12 protein-coding genes are annotated in these 15,421 nt (G+C 43.2%); 11 read left to right on the forward strand and 1 reads right to left on the reverse strand.

Annotation, left to right across the window (positions count from 1 at the left end; genetic code table 11):
- Window position 1: 1 nt before the first annotated feature.
- Genes CSV74_RS01300 through pyrE form a run of 7 tightly spaced genes read left to right on the forward strand, consistent with a single transcriptional unit; the run spans window position 2 to window position 8,592 of the window.
- Complete coding sequence (locus CSV74_RS01300) at window positions 2–1,279, forward strand: dihydroorotase (RefSeq protein WP_099690307.1); 1,278 nt, start codon at window positions 2–4, stop codon at window positions 1,277–1,279.
- Complete coding sequence (locus CSV74_RS01305; RefSeq protein ID WP_099690308.1) at window positions 1,279–2,379, forward strand: carbamoyl phosphate synthase small subunit; 1,101 nt, start codon at window positions 1,279–1,281, stop codon at window positions 2,377–2,379. The genes CSV74_RS01300 and CSV74_RS01305 overlap by 1 nt, the downstream gene beginning before the upstream one ends.
- The gene (gene carB, locus CSV74_RS01310) at window positions 2,372–5,569 is read left to right on the forward strand and encodes a carbamoyl-phosphate synthase large subunit (protein ID WP_099690309.1); all 3,198 of its coding nucleotides are present in this window, start codon (window positions 2,372–2,374) and stop codon (window positions 5,567–5,569) included. The genes CSV74_RS01305 and carB overlap by 8 nt, the downstream gene beginning before the upstream one ends.
- Complete coding sequence (locus CSV74_RS01315) at window positions 5,566–6,345, forward strand: dihydroorotate dehydrogenase electron transfer subunit (RefSeq protein WP_099690310.1); 780 nt, start codon at window positions 5,566–5,568, stop codon at window positions 6,343–6,345. The genes carB and CSV74_RS01315 overlap by 4 nt, the downstream gene beginning before the upstream one ends.
- The gene (locus CSV74_RS01320; RefSeq protein ID WP_029052350.1) at window positions 6,342–7,256 is read left to right on the forward strand and encodes a dihydroorotate dehydrogenase; all 915 of its coding nucleotides are present in this window, start codon (window positions 6,342–6,344) and stop codon (window positions 7,254–7,256) included. The genes CSV74_RS01315 and CSV74_RS01320 overlap by 4 nt, the downstream gene beginning before the upstream one ends.
- Window positions 7,253–7,966, forward strand: coding sequence for an orotidine-5'-phosphate decarboxylase (gene pyrF, locus CSV74_RS01325; protein WP_099690311.1), 714 nt, complete (start codon window positions 7,253–7,255; stop codon window positions 7,964–7,966). Before CSV74_RS01320 ends, pyrF begins: the two co-directional genes overlap by 4 nt.
- Entirely contained in the window at window positions 7,963–8,592 is a 630-nt protein-coding gene (pyrE, locus tag CSV74_RS01330; RefSeq protein ID WP_099690312.1) for an orotate phosphoribosyltransferase, read from the forward strand. The genes pyrF and pyrE overlap by 4 nt, the downstream gene beginning before the upstream one ends.
- Before the next feature lie 255 nt (window positions 8,593–8,847).
- On the opposite strand, the gene CSV74_RS01335 is transcribed toward pyrE, so the two are convergent.
- Window positions 8,848–10,533, reverse strand: coding sequence for an Rqc2 family fibronectin-binding protein (locus CSV74_RS01335; RefSeq protein WP_099690313.1), 1,686 nt, complete (start codon window positions 10,531–10,533; stop codon window positions 8,848–8,850).
- Between the two features lie 339 nt (window positions 10,534–10,872).
- On the opposite strand from CSV74_RS01335, the gene gmk reads away from it, so the two are divergent.
- From gmk to priA, 4 genes are all read left to right on the forward strand, one after another.
- Window positions 10,873–11,490, forward strand: coding sequence for a guanylate kinase (gene gmk, locus CSV74_RS01340; RefSeq protein ID WP_029052346.1), 618 nt, complete (start codon window positions 10,873–10,875; stop codon window positions 11,488–11,490).
- A gap of 3 nt (window positions 11,491–11,493) precedes the next feature.
- The gene (rpoZ, locus tag CSV74_RS01345; RefSeq protein WP_029052345.1) at window positions 11,494–11,718 is read left to right on the forward strand and encodes a DNA-directed RNA polymerase subunit omega; all 225 of its coding nucleotides are present in this window, start codon (window positions 11,494–11,496) and stop codon (window positions 11,716–11,718) included.
- Between the two features lie 76 nt (window positions 11,719–11,794).
- Window positions 11,795–13,015 (forward strand): bifunctional phosphopantothenoylcysteine decarboxylase/phosphopantothenate--cysteine ligase CoaBC, encoded by a 1,221-nt coding sequence (gene coaBC / locus CSV74_RS01350; protein ID WP_099690314.1) that lies wholly within the window; start codon window positions 11,795–11,797, stop codon window positions 13,013–13,015.
- Window positions 13,005–15,413 carry a primosomal protein N' gene (priA, locus tag CSV74_RS01355; RefSeq protein ID WP_099690315.1) on the forward strand — a complete coding sequence of 803 codons (2,409 nt, stop codon included), beginning with the start codon at window positions 13,005–13,007 and terminating at the stop codon, window positions 15,411–15,413. The genes coaBC and priA overlap by 11 nt, the downstream gene beginning before the upstream one ends.
- Window positions 15,414–15,421 lie beyond the last annotated feature (8 nt).

The following is a 15,421-nucleotide window of genomic DNA, read 5'->3' on the forward strand; positions in this document are numbered from 1 at the left end:
TATGAACATGTTAATTCAACAAGTGCAAATGGTAAACGAAGAAGGCAAGATCGTCGAAACGGATATTAAACTTGCAGATGGAAAGATTGCGGAAATTGGTAACCAACTAGCAACAGAAGGATTTGAAATAATTGAAGGAAAAGGCTTACTAGTATCACCTGGGTTCATCGATGTACACGTACATTTGCGCGAGCCGGGCGGAGAGCATAAAGAAACAATTGAAACAGGTACTCATTCGGCAGCGAAAGGCGGATATACGACCATTTGTCCAATGCCGAATACGCGTCCAGTACCCGATACAAAAGAAAACCTTGAAAAGATCAACACATTAATTAAAGCCAATGCTAAAATTCGTGTACTCCCTTATGCGTCGATCACGATCAGAGAAGCGGGAAAAGAACGCACTAATCTATCTGAATTAAAAGAACACGGTGCATTCGCGTTCACTGACGACGGTGTAGGTGTACAAGAAGCAGGTATGATGTACGAAGCGATGCAAGATGCAGCGAAGATCGATATGGCTATAGTGGCGCACTGCGAAGACAATACATTAATCTATGGAGGCGCAATGCACGAAGGAAAACGTAATAAAGAACTTGGCTTACCAGGCATTCCTTCCATTGCAGAATCTGTACATATTGCACGTGATATTTTACTAGCGGAAGCCGCGGGCGCGCATTATCACGTATGTCACGTCAGCACGAAAGAATCGGTTCGCGTAATCCGCGACGCAAAAAGAGCTGGTATTCATGTAACAGGAGAAGTCAGCCCTCATCACTTGTTGTTGACAGAAGATGATGTGCCTGGAGACGATGCGGACTGGAAGATGAATCCTCCGCTACGTGCCATCGAAGATCGCGAGGCACTGCGTGAAGGCTTACTGGACGGCACATTGGATTGTATCGCAACTGACCACGCACCGCATACAGCAGATGAAAAAGCAGTTGGTATTGCAAAAGCACCATTTGGTATCACAGGATTTGAAACAGCATTTCCTTTACTATATACAAACTTCGTCAAGCCAGGATACTGGACGCTCAAACAACTTCTTGACTGGATGACAGTAAAGCCTGCAGAAGTCTTTAACTTGCCTTACGGTAAGCTTGAAGTAGGTGCTGAAGCAGATTTAGTATTACTTGATCTGGAAAAGCAACAAACAATCGACCGTACTACATTTGTTTCAAAAGGTAAGAACACACCATTTGACGGAGTAGAATGCGCCGGATGGCCTGTAATGACAATTTTCGGTGGAAACATCGTATGGAAGGATGGTCAATGATGACAAAGAGATACTTAGTATTGGAAGATGGCTCTGTTTTTGAAGGGAAAGCATTTGGAGCAAATAGTGCTTCAATAGGAGAAGCAGTATTTGCAACCGGTATGACAGGATATCAGGAGACGATTTCAAATCCTTCGGGTTGTGGACAAATTGTCGTGATGACCTATCCGCTGATCGGTAATTACGGAATTAACCGAGATGATTATGAGTCCATAGATTTAGCAATCAATGGCTTAGTCGTTAGAGAATTAGCGGAAGAGCCTTCAAATTTCCGTAGTGGCATGTCACTAGGAGACTTGCTTATATTAAAAGGGATACCAGGAATTCAGGAGATTGATACTCGCAAACTAACACGTCTATTACGTGATAAAGGTTCTTTACGAGGTAAATTAACTGCTGCTGGAGATGACATCGATACCGATGCAACGGTTGCAGAACTTCAACAATATGAATTGCCAACGGATTTAGTAGCGAAAGTATCTACCAAACGCCCATATCCAAGCCCGGGCTTAGGCAAGCGTGTCGTCGTCATCGACTATGGCATTAAACATGGCATTTTGCGTGAATTAAATAAGAAGGACTGCGACGTTATAGTCGTACCTCATGATACATCAGCGAAAGAAATTTTAGCGTTGTTCCCAGACGGTATTTTATTATCAAACGGACCAGGAAATCCTGAAGACGTAGAAGGTGCAGTTGAAACAATAAAGGAGTTAATGGGTAAGAAGCCTATCTTCGGTATCGGACTAGGTCATCAATTATTCGCACTCGCATGCGGTGCTAAAACGGCAAAGATGAAGAACAGCCATATTGGTGGAAATTATCCGGTAAAAGACTTGAATACGAATCGTACTGATCTGACATCACAAAGTCATGGATATGAAGTACTTGAAGACTCTTTAGCGGGAACAGGTCTTGAAGTGACACATATAGCATTGAATGACAATTGTATTGAAGGGCTTCGAAGTGAGAAATTGGAAGCATTCACTGTTCAGTTCCACCCGGAAGCATCACCAGGACCACAAGATTCTAGCTATATATTCGAACGTTTCATTCAATTGATGACTGCAAGCAACAGAAAGGAGAATACTAATGCCTAAACGTACTGACATAAAATCCATCCTCGTGATCGGTTCAGGTCCTATTGTAATTGGACAAGCAGCAGAATTTGACTATGCAGGTACACAAGCCTGTTTATCCCTTAAAGAAGAAGGTTACCGAGTTATTCTGATCAACTCAAACCCTGCAACTATTATGACGGATACTGAGATGGCAGATAAAGTGTATATTGAGCCCATCACACTTGAATTCGTTAGCCGTATTATTCGTAAAGAACGACCGGATGCACTACTTGCGACATTAGGTGGACAAACTGGTTTAAACATGGCGATTGAATTGCATGAATCAGGGATTCTGGATGAACTAGGAATTGAGATTTTGGGTACAAAGCTGGACGCAATCCATAAAGCAGAAGACCGTGATTTATTCCGTACACTAATGAATGAAATGGGTGAACCTGTTCCGGACAGTGATATCATCCATAATATTGATGAGGCCTACGCGTTCGTTAATAAGATTGGTTATCCCGTTATCGTCCGACCTGCGTTCACGCTAGGTGGAACGGGAGGGGGAATATGCCACAATGATGAAGACTTAGAAGAAATTGTAGCAAGTGGTTTGAAATACAGCCCTGTTACACAGTGTCTTCTAGAGAAATCCATCGCAGGTTTCAAAGAAATCGAATATGAAGTAATGCGTGACTCTGCGGATAATGCGATCGTCGTGTGTAATATGGAAAACGTGGATGCTGTAGGTATCCATACAGGTGACTCTATCGTAACGGCACCATGCCAAACATTGACAGACCGTGAAAACCAGATGCTACGTAATGTTTCATTAAACATCATTCGTGAGTTGAAAATCGAAGGTGGCTGTAACGTACAGTTAGCACTGGATCCACATAGCTTTGATTATTACATTATCGAAGTAAATCCGCGTGTCAGTCGATCATCTGCATTAGCTTCCAAAGCAACGGGTTATCCAATCGCGAAACTTGCAGCAAAAATTGCTGTCGGTTTGACGCTAGATGAAATGATGAATCCGGTAACAGGTAATACGTATGCTTGCTTCGAGCCGACACTGGACTATGTAGTAACGAAAATTCCCCGTTGGCCTTTCGATAAGTTCGAATCGGCGAAGCGTAACTTGGGTACACAGATGAAAGCAACAGGTGAAGTAATGGCAATGGGCCGTACATTTGAAGAGTCCATCATGAAGGCTGTTCGTTCATTGGAAACAGGACAATTCGATTTGTCACTTCCTGGTGGTAGTGAAATGTCCGACGAGTGGATCGAAAAACGTATTCGCAAAGCAGGCGATGAGCGATTGTTCTTCATCGGAGAAGCACTGCGTCGTGGTGTGACAATCGAAACTCTACATGCATGGAGCGCCATTGATTTATTCTTCTTGCGCAAATTTGAAAATATCGTTCGGTATGAAGAAACATTGAAAGACCATCCATATGATAAAGCAATCGGTTATAAAGCAAAACGTCTTGGATTCCCGGATGCTACGATTGCCAAGCTTTGGAATACAACCGATCGTGAAGTATATGAGTGGAGACAAGAGCAAGGATTGGTTCCAGTGTATAAGAAAGTGGATACGTGTGCAGGTGAATATGAATCCGATACTCCATACTTCTACGGTACGTATGAAGACGAAAATGAATCTGTAAGAACGGATAAGAAGAGTGTGATCGTCCTAGGTTCAGGCCCAATCCGCATTGGACAAGGGGTAGAGTTCGATTATGCAACAGTACACTGTGTATGGGCTATACAGCAATCAGGTTATGAAGCAATCATCGTCAATAACAATCCTGAAACAGTTTCGACCGACTTTTCAATATCTGATAAGTTGTACTTCGAACCGTTAACCATCGAAGATGTTATGCATATAGTGGACCTTGAGCAACCAGAAGGAGTTATCGTCCAGTTTGGTGGCCAGACAGCGATCAACTTAGCGGATGAATTGGAAGCACGCGGAGTGAAAATTCTTGGTACATCACTTGATGATATCGACCGTGCGGAAAATCGTGATAAGTTCGAGAGTGCTTTGCATGAAATCGGTGTACCACAGCCACTTGGAAAGACCGCTTTATCAGTTCCAGAAGCAGTCGTTATCGCAACAGAAATTGGCTATCCAGTCCTAGTCCGTCCATCGTATGTATTAGGTGGCCGTGCAATGGAAATCGTCTACTATGAAGAGGAATTACTTCAATACATGGAAAACGCGGTAAAAGCTAGCCCTGAACATCCGGTACTGATCGACCGTTACTTAACAGGAACGGAAATCGAAGTTGATGCAATTTGTGACGGAGAAACAGTATTAATACCTGGCATCATGGAGCATATCGAGCGTGCAGGCGTTCACTCGGGTGACTCGATTGCGGTCTATCCTCCACAAAACCTGTCACAGTCCATGATCGAAACGATTGCTGACTATACGAAACGTTTAGCACTTGGTCTCAAAATTCGTGGGTTAATGAATATTCAGTTCGTTATTTCAGAAGGACAGGTTTATGTAATCGAAGTGAACCCACGTTCAAGCCGTACGGTACCATTCTTGAGCAAAATCACGAATATCCCGATGGCAAATGTCGCAACTCAAGCGATCTTAGGTAAATCTATTTTGGAACAAGGCTATGCTGATGGACTTGCACAAGCACCAGCAGGCGTCTATGTCAAAGTACCAGTCTTCTCTTTCGCGAAGCTTCGTCGTGTAGACATTACACTCGGGCCTGAAATGAAATCAACAGGTGAAGTAATGGGGAAAGATATAACATTGGAAAAGGCGTTGTACAAAGGCTTAGTAGCCGCTGGAATGGAAGTGAAAGAATACGGTACCGTGTTAATGACGGTTTCCGATAAAGATAAAGAAGAAATTGTAGATATCGCGAAACGTTTCATTGAAACAGGATATCGCATTATGGCAACAGAAGGTACTGCTAAAGCACTTGAAGCAGAAAATATCGAAGTGAAAACAGTAGGGAAAATTGGCACAGATGGTCCGACGTTGATCGATGTTATCCAAAAAGGCCAAGCGCAACTGGTCATCAACACATTGACTAAAGGGAAACAACCGGCACGTGATGGCTTTAGAATTCGCCGCGAAACAGTAGAGAATGGTGTTCCTTGCTTAACTTCAATTGATACAGCAGCAGCTATGTTATCTGTCATCGAGTCCATGACGTTCCAGACGGATGCAATGCTAAAGCTGCAGGTGGTTCAATGATCATCCAAGATTTGATGACCGTCGCATCGCAGCAGGAAATAGCGAAAAATATTTTTGAGATGAAGTTAACAGGCAAATTGGTCGGAGAAATTACTTCTCCGGGCCAGTTTGTCCACATCAGGGTGTCGGATTCATTTGAACCGTTATTGCGACGTCCGATTTCAATAGCTGAAATTAATCCTGAGAAAAATGAAATGACCATCATCTATCGCGCAGAGGGACGAGGCACTTCGCTTTTGTCCAAAAAACGTGAGGGAGATATGGTGAATGTACTAGGACCTCTAGGCAACGGTTTCCCCGTTAAAGAAACTTCGGCTGGTAAAACAGCCGTCTTGATTGGTGGCGGGATCGGTGTGCCTCCACTCTATGAGCTGTCAAAACAGCTAACTGCAAACGGAGTGAACTGTATTCACATACTTGGTTTCGAATCGGATCAAGTTGTTTTCTATGAAGAAGAATTTGCTGCTTTAGGCGAAACATATATCGCTACAGTGGATGGCAGTAACGGTACACGAGGATTTGTTACGAACGTCATGAGTGAAATATCTGATGACTTCGAAACATTTTACAGTTGTGGACCTATGCCAATGCTTGATGCCGTGCAAAAAGCGTATGTGCATAAAAAAGGATTCCTATCTTTTGAACAACGTATGGGTTGCGGTATAGGGGCTTGTTTTGCATGCGTTTGTCATACGAATGAAAATGCGACAGATCAGGCATATGTCAAAGTATGTTCGGATGGGCCAGTATTTCCAGCAGGGGTGGTGCAAATATGAATAGATTAGCGATGACGTTGCCAGGACTTGAATTGAAAAATCCGATTATGCCTGCATCGGGCTGTTTCGGTTTTGGTAAAGAGTACGGTAATCTGTACGATTTGTCCCAGCTCGGGGCGATCATGATTAAAGCGACTACAGAAGAAACGCGTTATGGTAACCCGACACCACGTGTGGCGGAAACATCTTCGGGTATGTTGAATGCTATCGGTCTTCAAAACCCTGGGCTACAGGGCGTGCTGAATAATGAATTACCTTGGTTAGAGAAGTTCGATGTGCCGATCATTGCGAACGTCGCAGGATCTGAAACCGCAGATTACGTGGAAGTGGCGAAACAAATTTCAAAAGCGCCAAATGTTCATGCGCTCGAATTAAATATCTCTTGTCCAAACGTCAAATGTGGGGGAATCTTGTTTGGCACAGATCCTGAAATAGCAAAAGAACTAACAGCGGCTGTCAAAGCAGTTTCTTCTGTACCTGTTTATGTGAAACTGTCACCAAATGTCACGGATATTAAAGCGATGGCATTGGCGGTAGAAGCAGGTGGAGCAGATGGCATTACGATGATTAATACATTGGTCGGCATGCGCCTGGATGAAAGAACAGGTAAACCGGTTATTGCGAATAAAACGGGGGGCTTGTCTGGCCCAGCGATTAAGCCAGTCGCAATTCGCATGGTCTACGAAGTAAGCCAAGTCGTTACTATTCCAATCATTGGAATGGGTGGCGTTACGTGTGTACAAGATGTTGTAGATTTCATGTCTGCCGGTGCAAGTGCAGTAGCAGTTGGCACTGCCAATTTCGTAGATCCGTTTGTATGTCCAACTATTATTGAGCAGTTACCTGCAAGATTGGATGAGCTGGGAATTGATCATATATCTGAATTAGTCGGAAGGAGTCATCGCATATGAACCGCTCTCCAATTATTGCGTTAGATTTTAATTCAGCTGAAAAGACATTCGAATTCCTGAAAGCATTCGATCAGTCGGTCAATGTAAAAGTAGGAATGGAGCTGTATTATAAAGAAGGACCTGCTATGATTGCCCGATTGAAAGAAGAAGGATATTCCATCTTCTTAGACTTGAAGTTGCATGATATTCCAAATACGGTTAAATCCGCAATGAAAGTATTGGCTTCACTTGAGGTGGATATGGTCAATGTTCATGCGGCTGGCGGCAAAGCGATGATGGAAGCAGCACTTGAAGGACTTGAGGCGGGAACTGCTGTAGGCGTTCAGCGTCCCGCGTTAATCGCGGTGACTCAACTGACATCAACGGACGACCGTCAAGTGAAAGAAGAACAATTAATCAGTGTACCGCTTCGTGAATCAGTGGAGCAGTACGCGAAATTGGCTTCATCCGCACAGTTGGATGGCGTGGTTTGTTCGGTACAGGAAGCTAAAATCATTGAAGAAGTGTGCGGCAAAGATTTCTTCAAAGTAACACCTGGTATTCGCTTGGCGCAAGGTGATGTCCACGATCAGAAGCGAGTGGCAACTCCGGCGAAAGCAAAGCAGGAAGGTTCCACACATATCGTAGTGGGCCGTGCGATTACAGGCGCGGATAATCCGCTTGAAGCATATCAACATGTAAAGACATTGTGGGAGGGAATTACTTCATGACAAGAGAAAAAGAAGTTGCACACATCCTATTAAATGTAGGAGCAGTAGCAATCAATCCAGAAGAGCCGTTCATATGGGCTTCAGGAATCGAGTCACCTATCTACTGTGATAACCGCTTAACAATGGCAGATCCGGTAGGGCGTAAAGAAATTGCAGAAGGGCTTGCGGCATTGATCCGCGTTCATTATCCTGAAACTACAGTAATTGCTGGAACTGCGACAGCAGGTATTCCACACGCAGCATGGGTTGCGGATATTCTGAAGTTGCCGATGGTCTATATCCGATCTACTGCTAAGGCACATGGTAAGAGCCGTCAAATCGAGGGTAAAATCGAGCCGAATGCGAAGGCGGTTATTATTGAGGATTTAATTTCGACAGGCGGAAGCAGCTTGAATGCAGCGAATGCGTTAATTGCTGAAGACGTGGAAGTATGCGGAATCGTCTCGATCTTTACATACGAATTACAGAAAGCGGATGAGAAGTTTGCGGAAGCGAATCTTTCTTATCGTAGCTTGACAAACTTTGCGGCGCTTGCTGAGGTTGCGAAAGAAGAAGGCGCAGTTAAGGAAGAGTCTATGAATGAATTGATGGAATGGCATACGAAGTTGAAGCTAGGTACGCTGTGAGTAAATAAGTAAGTGAGTATGGGGAGGGCAACGTTAATCAACGTTCCAGGCATGGGCCCGCGGTGAGCCAACTAGGTCGCAAGCTCCCTTCAGTTGTCTCGCCTGTCGAGCTGATCCATCGTGAGCCGCCTTCCACTTACGATCAACTGGTGTCGTTTTCCACTATTGAAAGCTGAAGTATTGCTTATAGAAGAAAAATAGCTGACCACTTCATTTACAATGAAAGTGGTCAGCTATTTTAAATATGCACTGATTTTACTTCCGTAACTTACGTACTAAATCCTCTTCAGGTGTAACGAACACGGTCTTCTGTTCAAAGTAGATGACGAAGCCTGGTTTTGCGCCTGAAGGCTTTTTGACGTGACGAATTTGTGTGTAATCAACTGGTACGGAAGATGATTCACGGGCTTTACTGAAGTACGCAGAGAGTCCGGCTGCTTCTTCGATTGTTTGAGCGTCTGGGTCGGTGTCGTGAATGACGACGTGTGAGCCAGGTATGTCTTTTGTGTGAAGCCATAGGTGGTCCCGAGCCGCCAATTTGAATGTCAAATAGTCATTTTGTTTGTTGTTTTTCCCTACTGAGATCGGAATGCCTGTGGAAGACACAAATTCCTCCGGTTTAGGTTTCTTCAGTTTTACTTTCTTTTTCCCTCTACGGGCACGCATGAATCCTAGTTCTACTAATTCTTGACGTATTTCTTCTATATCGATTGGAGAAGCTTGGTATACTTGCTGTCTGACCATTTCGAAGTATTCGATGTCGTCCTTGGTTTTTTCAAGTTGTTCCGCAATCCGAATAAGTGCTGTCTTTGCTTTCGAGTAACGCGAGAAGTAGCGTTGTGCGTTATCAATTGGTGATTTTCTTGGGTCGAGTGGAATGGTGACGGTTGTGCCTTGTTCGTAATAGTTTTCTACAGTCACTTCTTTATCGCCTTTATGCAGCATGTAGCTGTTCGCGGTTAATAATTCACCGTACAATTTCAACGTATCCAAGTCTTGCGCAGTTTCTTGTTCTTTTTGCAATTTCTTTGTTTTGTTTTCCAGTTTGGCAATCTCATTTGACAACCAACGTTCTAGATCGACGGCCTGGGATTTTACACGTTCCCGTTCTGCTCTGGCAAAATAAACTTTGTCGAGTAATTCAGCTAAAGTGGAGAACGATTGTGTTGTTCCTTTTGCATGTGTTAATTCTAAGGCGGAAAACAAAGTTTTTCTATCGTTTTCTACGACAGTCGGTTTCATTGTATCCCGACTGAAACTCTCGAGAAATGTTCGCCACACAGTAAATGATAGGTCGTTGTCCTCTAAACGGTATAATAATTCCGCAGCTGTTACTGGAGAAAAGCCTGCAAATTGTTTTACTACATCTTTCGGTTCTTGCAGTGCACCTACTATTGTATTGAATTCTACTTCGGTTACGTTGAACGGATCCAATTTATCTTGTGGTGGTGCCGGGATATAAGGTTGTCCAGGTAAAACAGTACGGTAACTGTTAACGGAAGGCGGTAAATGTTTCATACTGTCAATAATCATATCGCGTGAAGCATCTAGTAAAATTAAGTTACTGTGACGCCCCATGATTTCAATGACTAGCTTCCGTTCAATTTGATCACCCAATTCGTTTCGAGCCTGGACGTGGATATTCACAATCCTGTCATTCTCATGCTGTTCAATCGAAGTAATCATTCCGCCTTCAAGTTGTTTGCGTAATACCATACAAAACAAAGGTGGCTCAGGAGGATTCGTTAACACTTCATCAGTCAATTGCAATCGTGAAAATGAAGGATGTAGCGATACTAATAATTTATGATTTTTATTATTAGCGCGGATTTGAAAAATAATTTCCTGTGAATTCGGCTGATGAATCTTCGAAATCCGACCAGTCTTCAGTTGTTGCAGTTCGCTTACTATTGCTTTCGTAAATAAACCATCAAATGCCATACGGATTCCTCTTTCATTTCGTTTTGTTCCATTTTAGCACTCATCGTATGATTATGGTATAATATGAACAGATTGCACACATGGGCCTCTTCAGTTTAACGATAAATTTCTAGTATTTTCTTGACTTTCTTGTTAAAGTTAAATGTTAGGAAGCGTTACTAGTTGATTGGAGCGTAAGGCGACTCCTAGGGGAGCAGCATGCGTCTTGAGACCCTGGACTGAACGAAGTGAGGGAAGCGGCTCAAGACCATGCCCCCTGGAAAGCGTCCGCCTGAAGCGCAAATCAACGGTGCGTAACAGGTATGATGTGCTAATGAATACATAACAAAGAGGGATTACATGTACAAACATCGAGGACTCCTAATCGTCCTTTCTGGTCCATCCGGCGTCGGAAAAGGAACCGTACGAAAAGAACTATTTTCAAGTCCGGACACCAATTACGAATACTCTATATCCATGACGACAAGAAACCCGCGTGAAGGGGAAGTCGACGGCGTTGACTACTTCTTCCGTTCGAAACAAGTATTCGAAGAAATGATCGCAGAAGGAAAGCTTCTCGAATACGCAGAGTATGTAGGGAACTACTACGGAACGCCCCTCGACTATGTCAACGCAACACTCGATGCTGGGCGTGACGTATTCCTTGAAATTGAAGTAGTCGGTGCAGCACAAGTGCGTGAAAAAGTACCAAACGGTCTGTTTATTTTCCTTGCGCCTCCAAGTTTAAGTGACCTGGAAACTCGTTTGATCGGAAGAGGTACAGAAGCATCTGACATCATTGCAGATCGCGTATTAAAGGCAAGAGAAGAACTGGAAATGATGCATCTGTACGATTATGTAGTAGAGAACGACGAGGTCTCCAAAGCATGTGATCGGATCAATGCGATTGTTACGGCAGAGCATTGCAGAAGAGAACGTGTGGAAATGAGATACTTACAAATGTTGGAGGGAGAATAAACTATGTTATATCCATCAGTTGATTCACTAAAAGGAAAAGTCGATTCTAAATACACACTGGTTACACTGGCAGCTAAGCGTGCACGTGAACTACAAGAAAAACAGAACGAAACTCTTCATTCATACCGATCAGTAAAAAGTGTTGGTAGAGCCCTTGAAGAAGTAGCGGCAGGTGTCTTGATCAACGCAGCAGCAGATGAATCAATTATTTATGAAGACGAAGTTTGATTTGAAATAAAAACAACTCCCTTGGAATTCAACCGTTCTCAGGGAGTTTATTATTTTTGGAAAGGAAGAGAGCTTCATGAAGATCGATAATAAAAATATTTTACTCTGCGTAACAGGTGGTATCGCAGTTTATAAAGCTGTTGCACTTGTCAGCAAATTAAGTCAGGCAGGCGCGAATGTGAAAGTCGTGATGACTGATTCAGCGAAAGAGTTTGTTCAGCCGTTATCCTTTCAAGTGATGTCACGCAATGATGTATATTTTGATACATTTGATGAAAAAAATTCCCGCGTCATTGCACATATAGATTTAGCAGACTGGGCCGATTTGGTGGTCGTGGCGCCCGCTACAGCTAACGTAATCGGCAAGCTTGCAAACGGAATTGCAGATAATATGGTAACGACTATCTTACTTGCAACACAAGCAGACGTTTGGATTGCGCCTGCAATGAATGTACATATGTATGCCCATCCCGCTGTTATGCGTAATATTGATCAATTACATGTGGATGGCTATCAGTTTATCGAACCGTCAGAAGGTTTTTTAGCTTGCGGTTATGTAGGTAAGGGGCGCTTAGAAGAGCCTGAAAAAATTACTGAATTAATTAGCCATCACTTTACTAAAGTGTCCTATCAACCTTTACGGGGAAAAAAAGTTGTCATTACAGCTGGACCGACTCGCGAACGTATAGATCCCGTCCGCTATGTATCCAATTTTTCAAGTGGCAAGATGGGCTATGCAATGGCGGAAGCTGCACAGAAGCTTGGTGCTCATACCGTTCTAATTTCCGGACCGGTCGAACTATCAGTTCCGACAGGTGTTCATGTGATACATGTAGAAAGTGCCGCTGAAATGTTCGATGCTGTAATTAGCCAGTATGATGATGCATCCATTGTAGTAAAATCAGCAGCTGTTGCGGATTATCGGCCAAAAAACATACATGACCAGAAAATGAAGAAAAAAGATGGCGATGATGTACTTGAATTGGAACGGACGACCGACATCTTAAAAACACTTGGGAAGCGCAAAGAAAATCAGTTACTAATTGGCTTTGCAGCTGAAACGACAGATGCGATTGGTTATGGACAGAAGAAATTAGAATCTAAAAATCTGGATTATATCATCGTCAATGATGTCACCGATCCTGGTGGCGGTTTTGGTAGTGATACAAATGTTGTGACATTGCTTTCTAGAGAAGGAGAAGCAATTCCTTTTTCTGCTATGCCAAAAGTGCAACTGGCCGAACAGTTATTTGAAACCATTCTTCAGCAAGAAAGTAGTAAACTGCATGATCGCTGAAGTCATTGTAGATGTAGCAGCTTATCCAATTGACCGGCCATTTGATTATGCGGTTCCTATCGATTGGGAACATGTAATGGAGCCAGGGTTACGGGTCAAAGTTCCTTTTGGTCCACGAAAAGTTGCAGGCTATGTGACGGGGATTAAAGAGGAAAGCGAACTGGATCATAATAAAATCAAACCGATAGCCGAAATTATAGATTTAGAGCCGGTACTATCTGCAGAATTATTAGCATTGTCGAAGTGGATGGCAACGGAAACAATTGCCTATGAAATCGATGCACTGCAAGTCATGTTACCAGCCGCAATGCGTGCCAAATATGAAAAAATCATGACTGTGATCAAACCGGAAGAGCTTGATGACGCGTTCCGCTCATTTTTGGGTAATCGCCAGCAAGTCACATTGAAAGCACTTCAAGATGCGAATTTATTAAATGAAGTAAAGAAATATAATAAACTGGGGATTGTTGAAATTGATACGGCAATCCAACAGAAAACCAAAATGAAAAAAGTGCGAATGATTCATGTGCCAGATGCGAAACAACTGGAAACGGCGTTGGAAGAAGTACATCCAAATGCAAAAAAACAACAAGAACTACTTCGTTGGTTGTTGCTACATCCGACAGAATCCATAGAAGCGAGTAAAATCCTGGATGAATCCGGCGTGACAGCTACTGTTTTGAAGTCACTTGTAGATAAAGAGATAGTAGAACAATCGCAAGTTGAAGTGTACCGTGAATTAGAATCACCCAAAATGCAGGATAGCGGTAAACCAGAACAACTAACAGACGAACAGCAAGTGGCCCTTTCCGCTATTGAACAGTCGAGTAACAAGAACATCCAGGAAACTTTTTTACTTCATGGGATTACGGGTAGTGGTAAGACGGAAGTTTACTTACAGGCTATCGATCACGTGTTGAAGCAAGGGAAAGAAGCGATTGTGTTAGTACCTGAGATCGCCTTGACACCGCAAATGACGGCCCGATTTAAAGGACGGTTTGGAGAATTAGTTGCAGTCTTGCATAGCGGTTTATCCGCTGGCGAAAAATATGATGAATGGCGTAGAATCCATCGTGGCGAAGTGAAAGTTGCGATCGGTGCACGTTCAGCAGTTTTTGCTCCCTTCTCGAATTTGGGATTGCTAATTCTAGATGAAGAACATGAGACTACCTATAAACAAGAAGAATCACCACGATACCATGCACGAGATGTAGCCATTTGGCGCGCTAATTACTATCAATGTCCGGTTATATTAGGAAGTGCGACACCTTCATTGGAGTCTTATGCTCGGGCTTCCAAAGGTGTATATTCATTATTAACGCTATCAAAACGAGCGAAGAATCAAGCATTGCCGAGTGTTGAAGTAGTGGATATGCGTGAAGAACTTAAAACAGGAAATCGTTCAATGTTTTCTTTAGCGCTTGCTGAAGGAATTCGTGAACGATTGGTACGAAAAGAACAAATTGTCCTACTGCTTAATAAGCGTGGATTTTCGAGCTTCGTACTCTGTCGTGATTGCGGAACAGTTGTCGAATGTCCAAATTGCGATATTTCATTGACATACCACCGCGCAAGCGAGAGCTTGAAATGCCATTATTGCGGTCATGAAGAGCGAGTACCTTCCGAATGTCCGGAATGTACAAGCGAGCATATTCGGTTTTTCGGGACGGGAACACAAAAAGCGCAAGAAGAATTATATAAATTAGTCCCTGAAGCCCGCGTAATTCGAATGGATATTGATACGACGAATACAAAAGGCGCTCATGAACGTTTGCTATATGATTTTGGTGAAGGTAAAGCAGACATTTTACTTGGAACCCAAATGATAGCCAAGGGACTGGATTTTCCACGGATCACTCTAGTAGGCGTATTGGCAGCCGACACATCCCTTCATTTAGCCGACTTCCGCGCTGCCGAGAAAACATTCCAACTATTGACGCAGGTGAGCGGTAGAGCAGGACGTGATCAACTACCAGGTGAAGTGGTCATTCAGACATATGACCCTGAGCATTACGCGATTGAATTATCTAAAACGCAGAACTATGTTCCTTTTTATGAAATGGAAATGGATAGACGAAGACAACTCGGTTATCCTCCATACTATTATGTGACGGTTGTACAGTTCAGTCATGAAGATGTATTAAAAGCTGCTGACTATGCACATAAAGGTACTGAATTTATCGCGGAGCGTCTATCACAAGGTTCAGTCATTATTGGACCGACAGCCGCTGCTATCAGTCGCCTCAACAATAGATATCGCTATCAAAGTTTGATAAAATACAAACATGAACCCGCACTTATACCGGTTTTGCAGCAACTTTTGAAACACTACAAAACAAGTTGGGCAAAAGACGGTTTGGTCATGTCGATTAACCGTGAACCAACATCGATCTTTTAACCTTCCTT

Source organism: Sporosarcina sp. P19, from assembly GCF_002743165.1.
In the GTDB taxonomy this organism is placed as follows: Bacteria; Bacillota; Bacilli; order Bacillales_A; family Planococcaceae; genus Sporosarcina; species Sporosarcina ureae.

Bases quoted from the DNA above. Each gene is read 5' to 3' on its own strand.
- CSV74_RS01300 (WP_099690307.1), top strand. From the start codon at position 2: ATGAACATGTTAATTCAACAAGTGCAAATGGTAAACGAAGAAGGCAAG.
- CSV74_RS01305 (WP_099690308.1), top strand. From the start codon at position 1,279: ATGACAAAGAGATACTTAGTATTGGAAGATGGCTCTGTTTTTGAAGGG.
- carB (WP_099690309.1), top strand. From the start codon at position 2,372: ATGCCTAAACGTACTGACATAAAATCCATCCTCGTGATCGGTTCAGGT.
- CSV74_RS01315 (WP_099690310.1), top strand. From the start codon at position 5,566: ATGATCATCCAAGATTTGATGACCGTCGCATCGCAGCAGGAAATAGCG.
- CSV74_RS01320 (WP_029052350.1), top strand. From the start codon at position 6,342: ATGAATAGATTAGCGATGACGTTGCCAGGACTTGAATTGAAAAATCCG.
- pyrF (WP_099690311.1), top strand. From the start codon at position 7,253: ATGAACCGCTCTCCAATTATTGCGTTAGATTTTAATTCAGCTGAAAAG.
- pyrE (WP_099690312.1), top strand. From the start codon at position 7,963: ATGACAAGAGAAAAAGAAGTTGCACACATCCTATTAAATGTAGGAGCA.
- CSV74_RS01335 (WP_099690313.1), bottom strand. From the start codon at position 10,533: ATGGCATTTGATGGTTTATTTACGAAAGCAATAGTAAGCGAACTGCAA.
- gmk (WP_029052346.1), top strand. From the start codon at position 10,873: ATGTACAAACATCGAGGACTCCTAATCGTCCTTTCTGGTCCATCCGGC.
- rpoZ (WP_029052345.1), top strand. From the start codon at position 11,494: ATGTTATATCCATCAGTTGATTCACTAAAAGGAAAAGTCGATTCTAAA.
- coaBC (WP_099690314.1), top strand. From the start codon at position 11,795: ATGAAGATCGATAATAAAAATATTTTACTCTGCGTAACAGGTGGTATC.
- priA (WP_099690315.1), top strand. From the start codon at position 13,005: ATGATCGCTGAAGTCATTGTAGATGTAGCAGCTTATCCAATTGACCGG.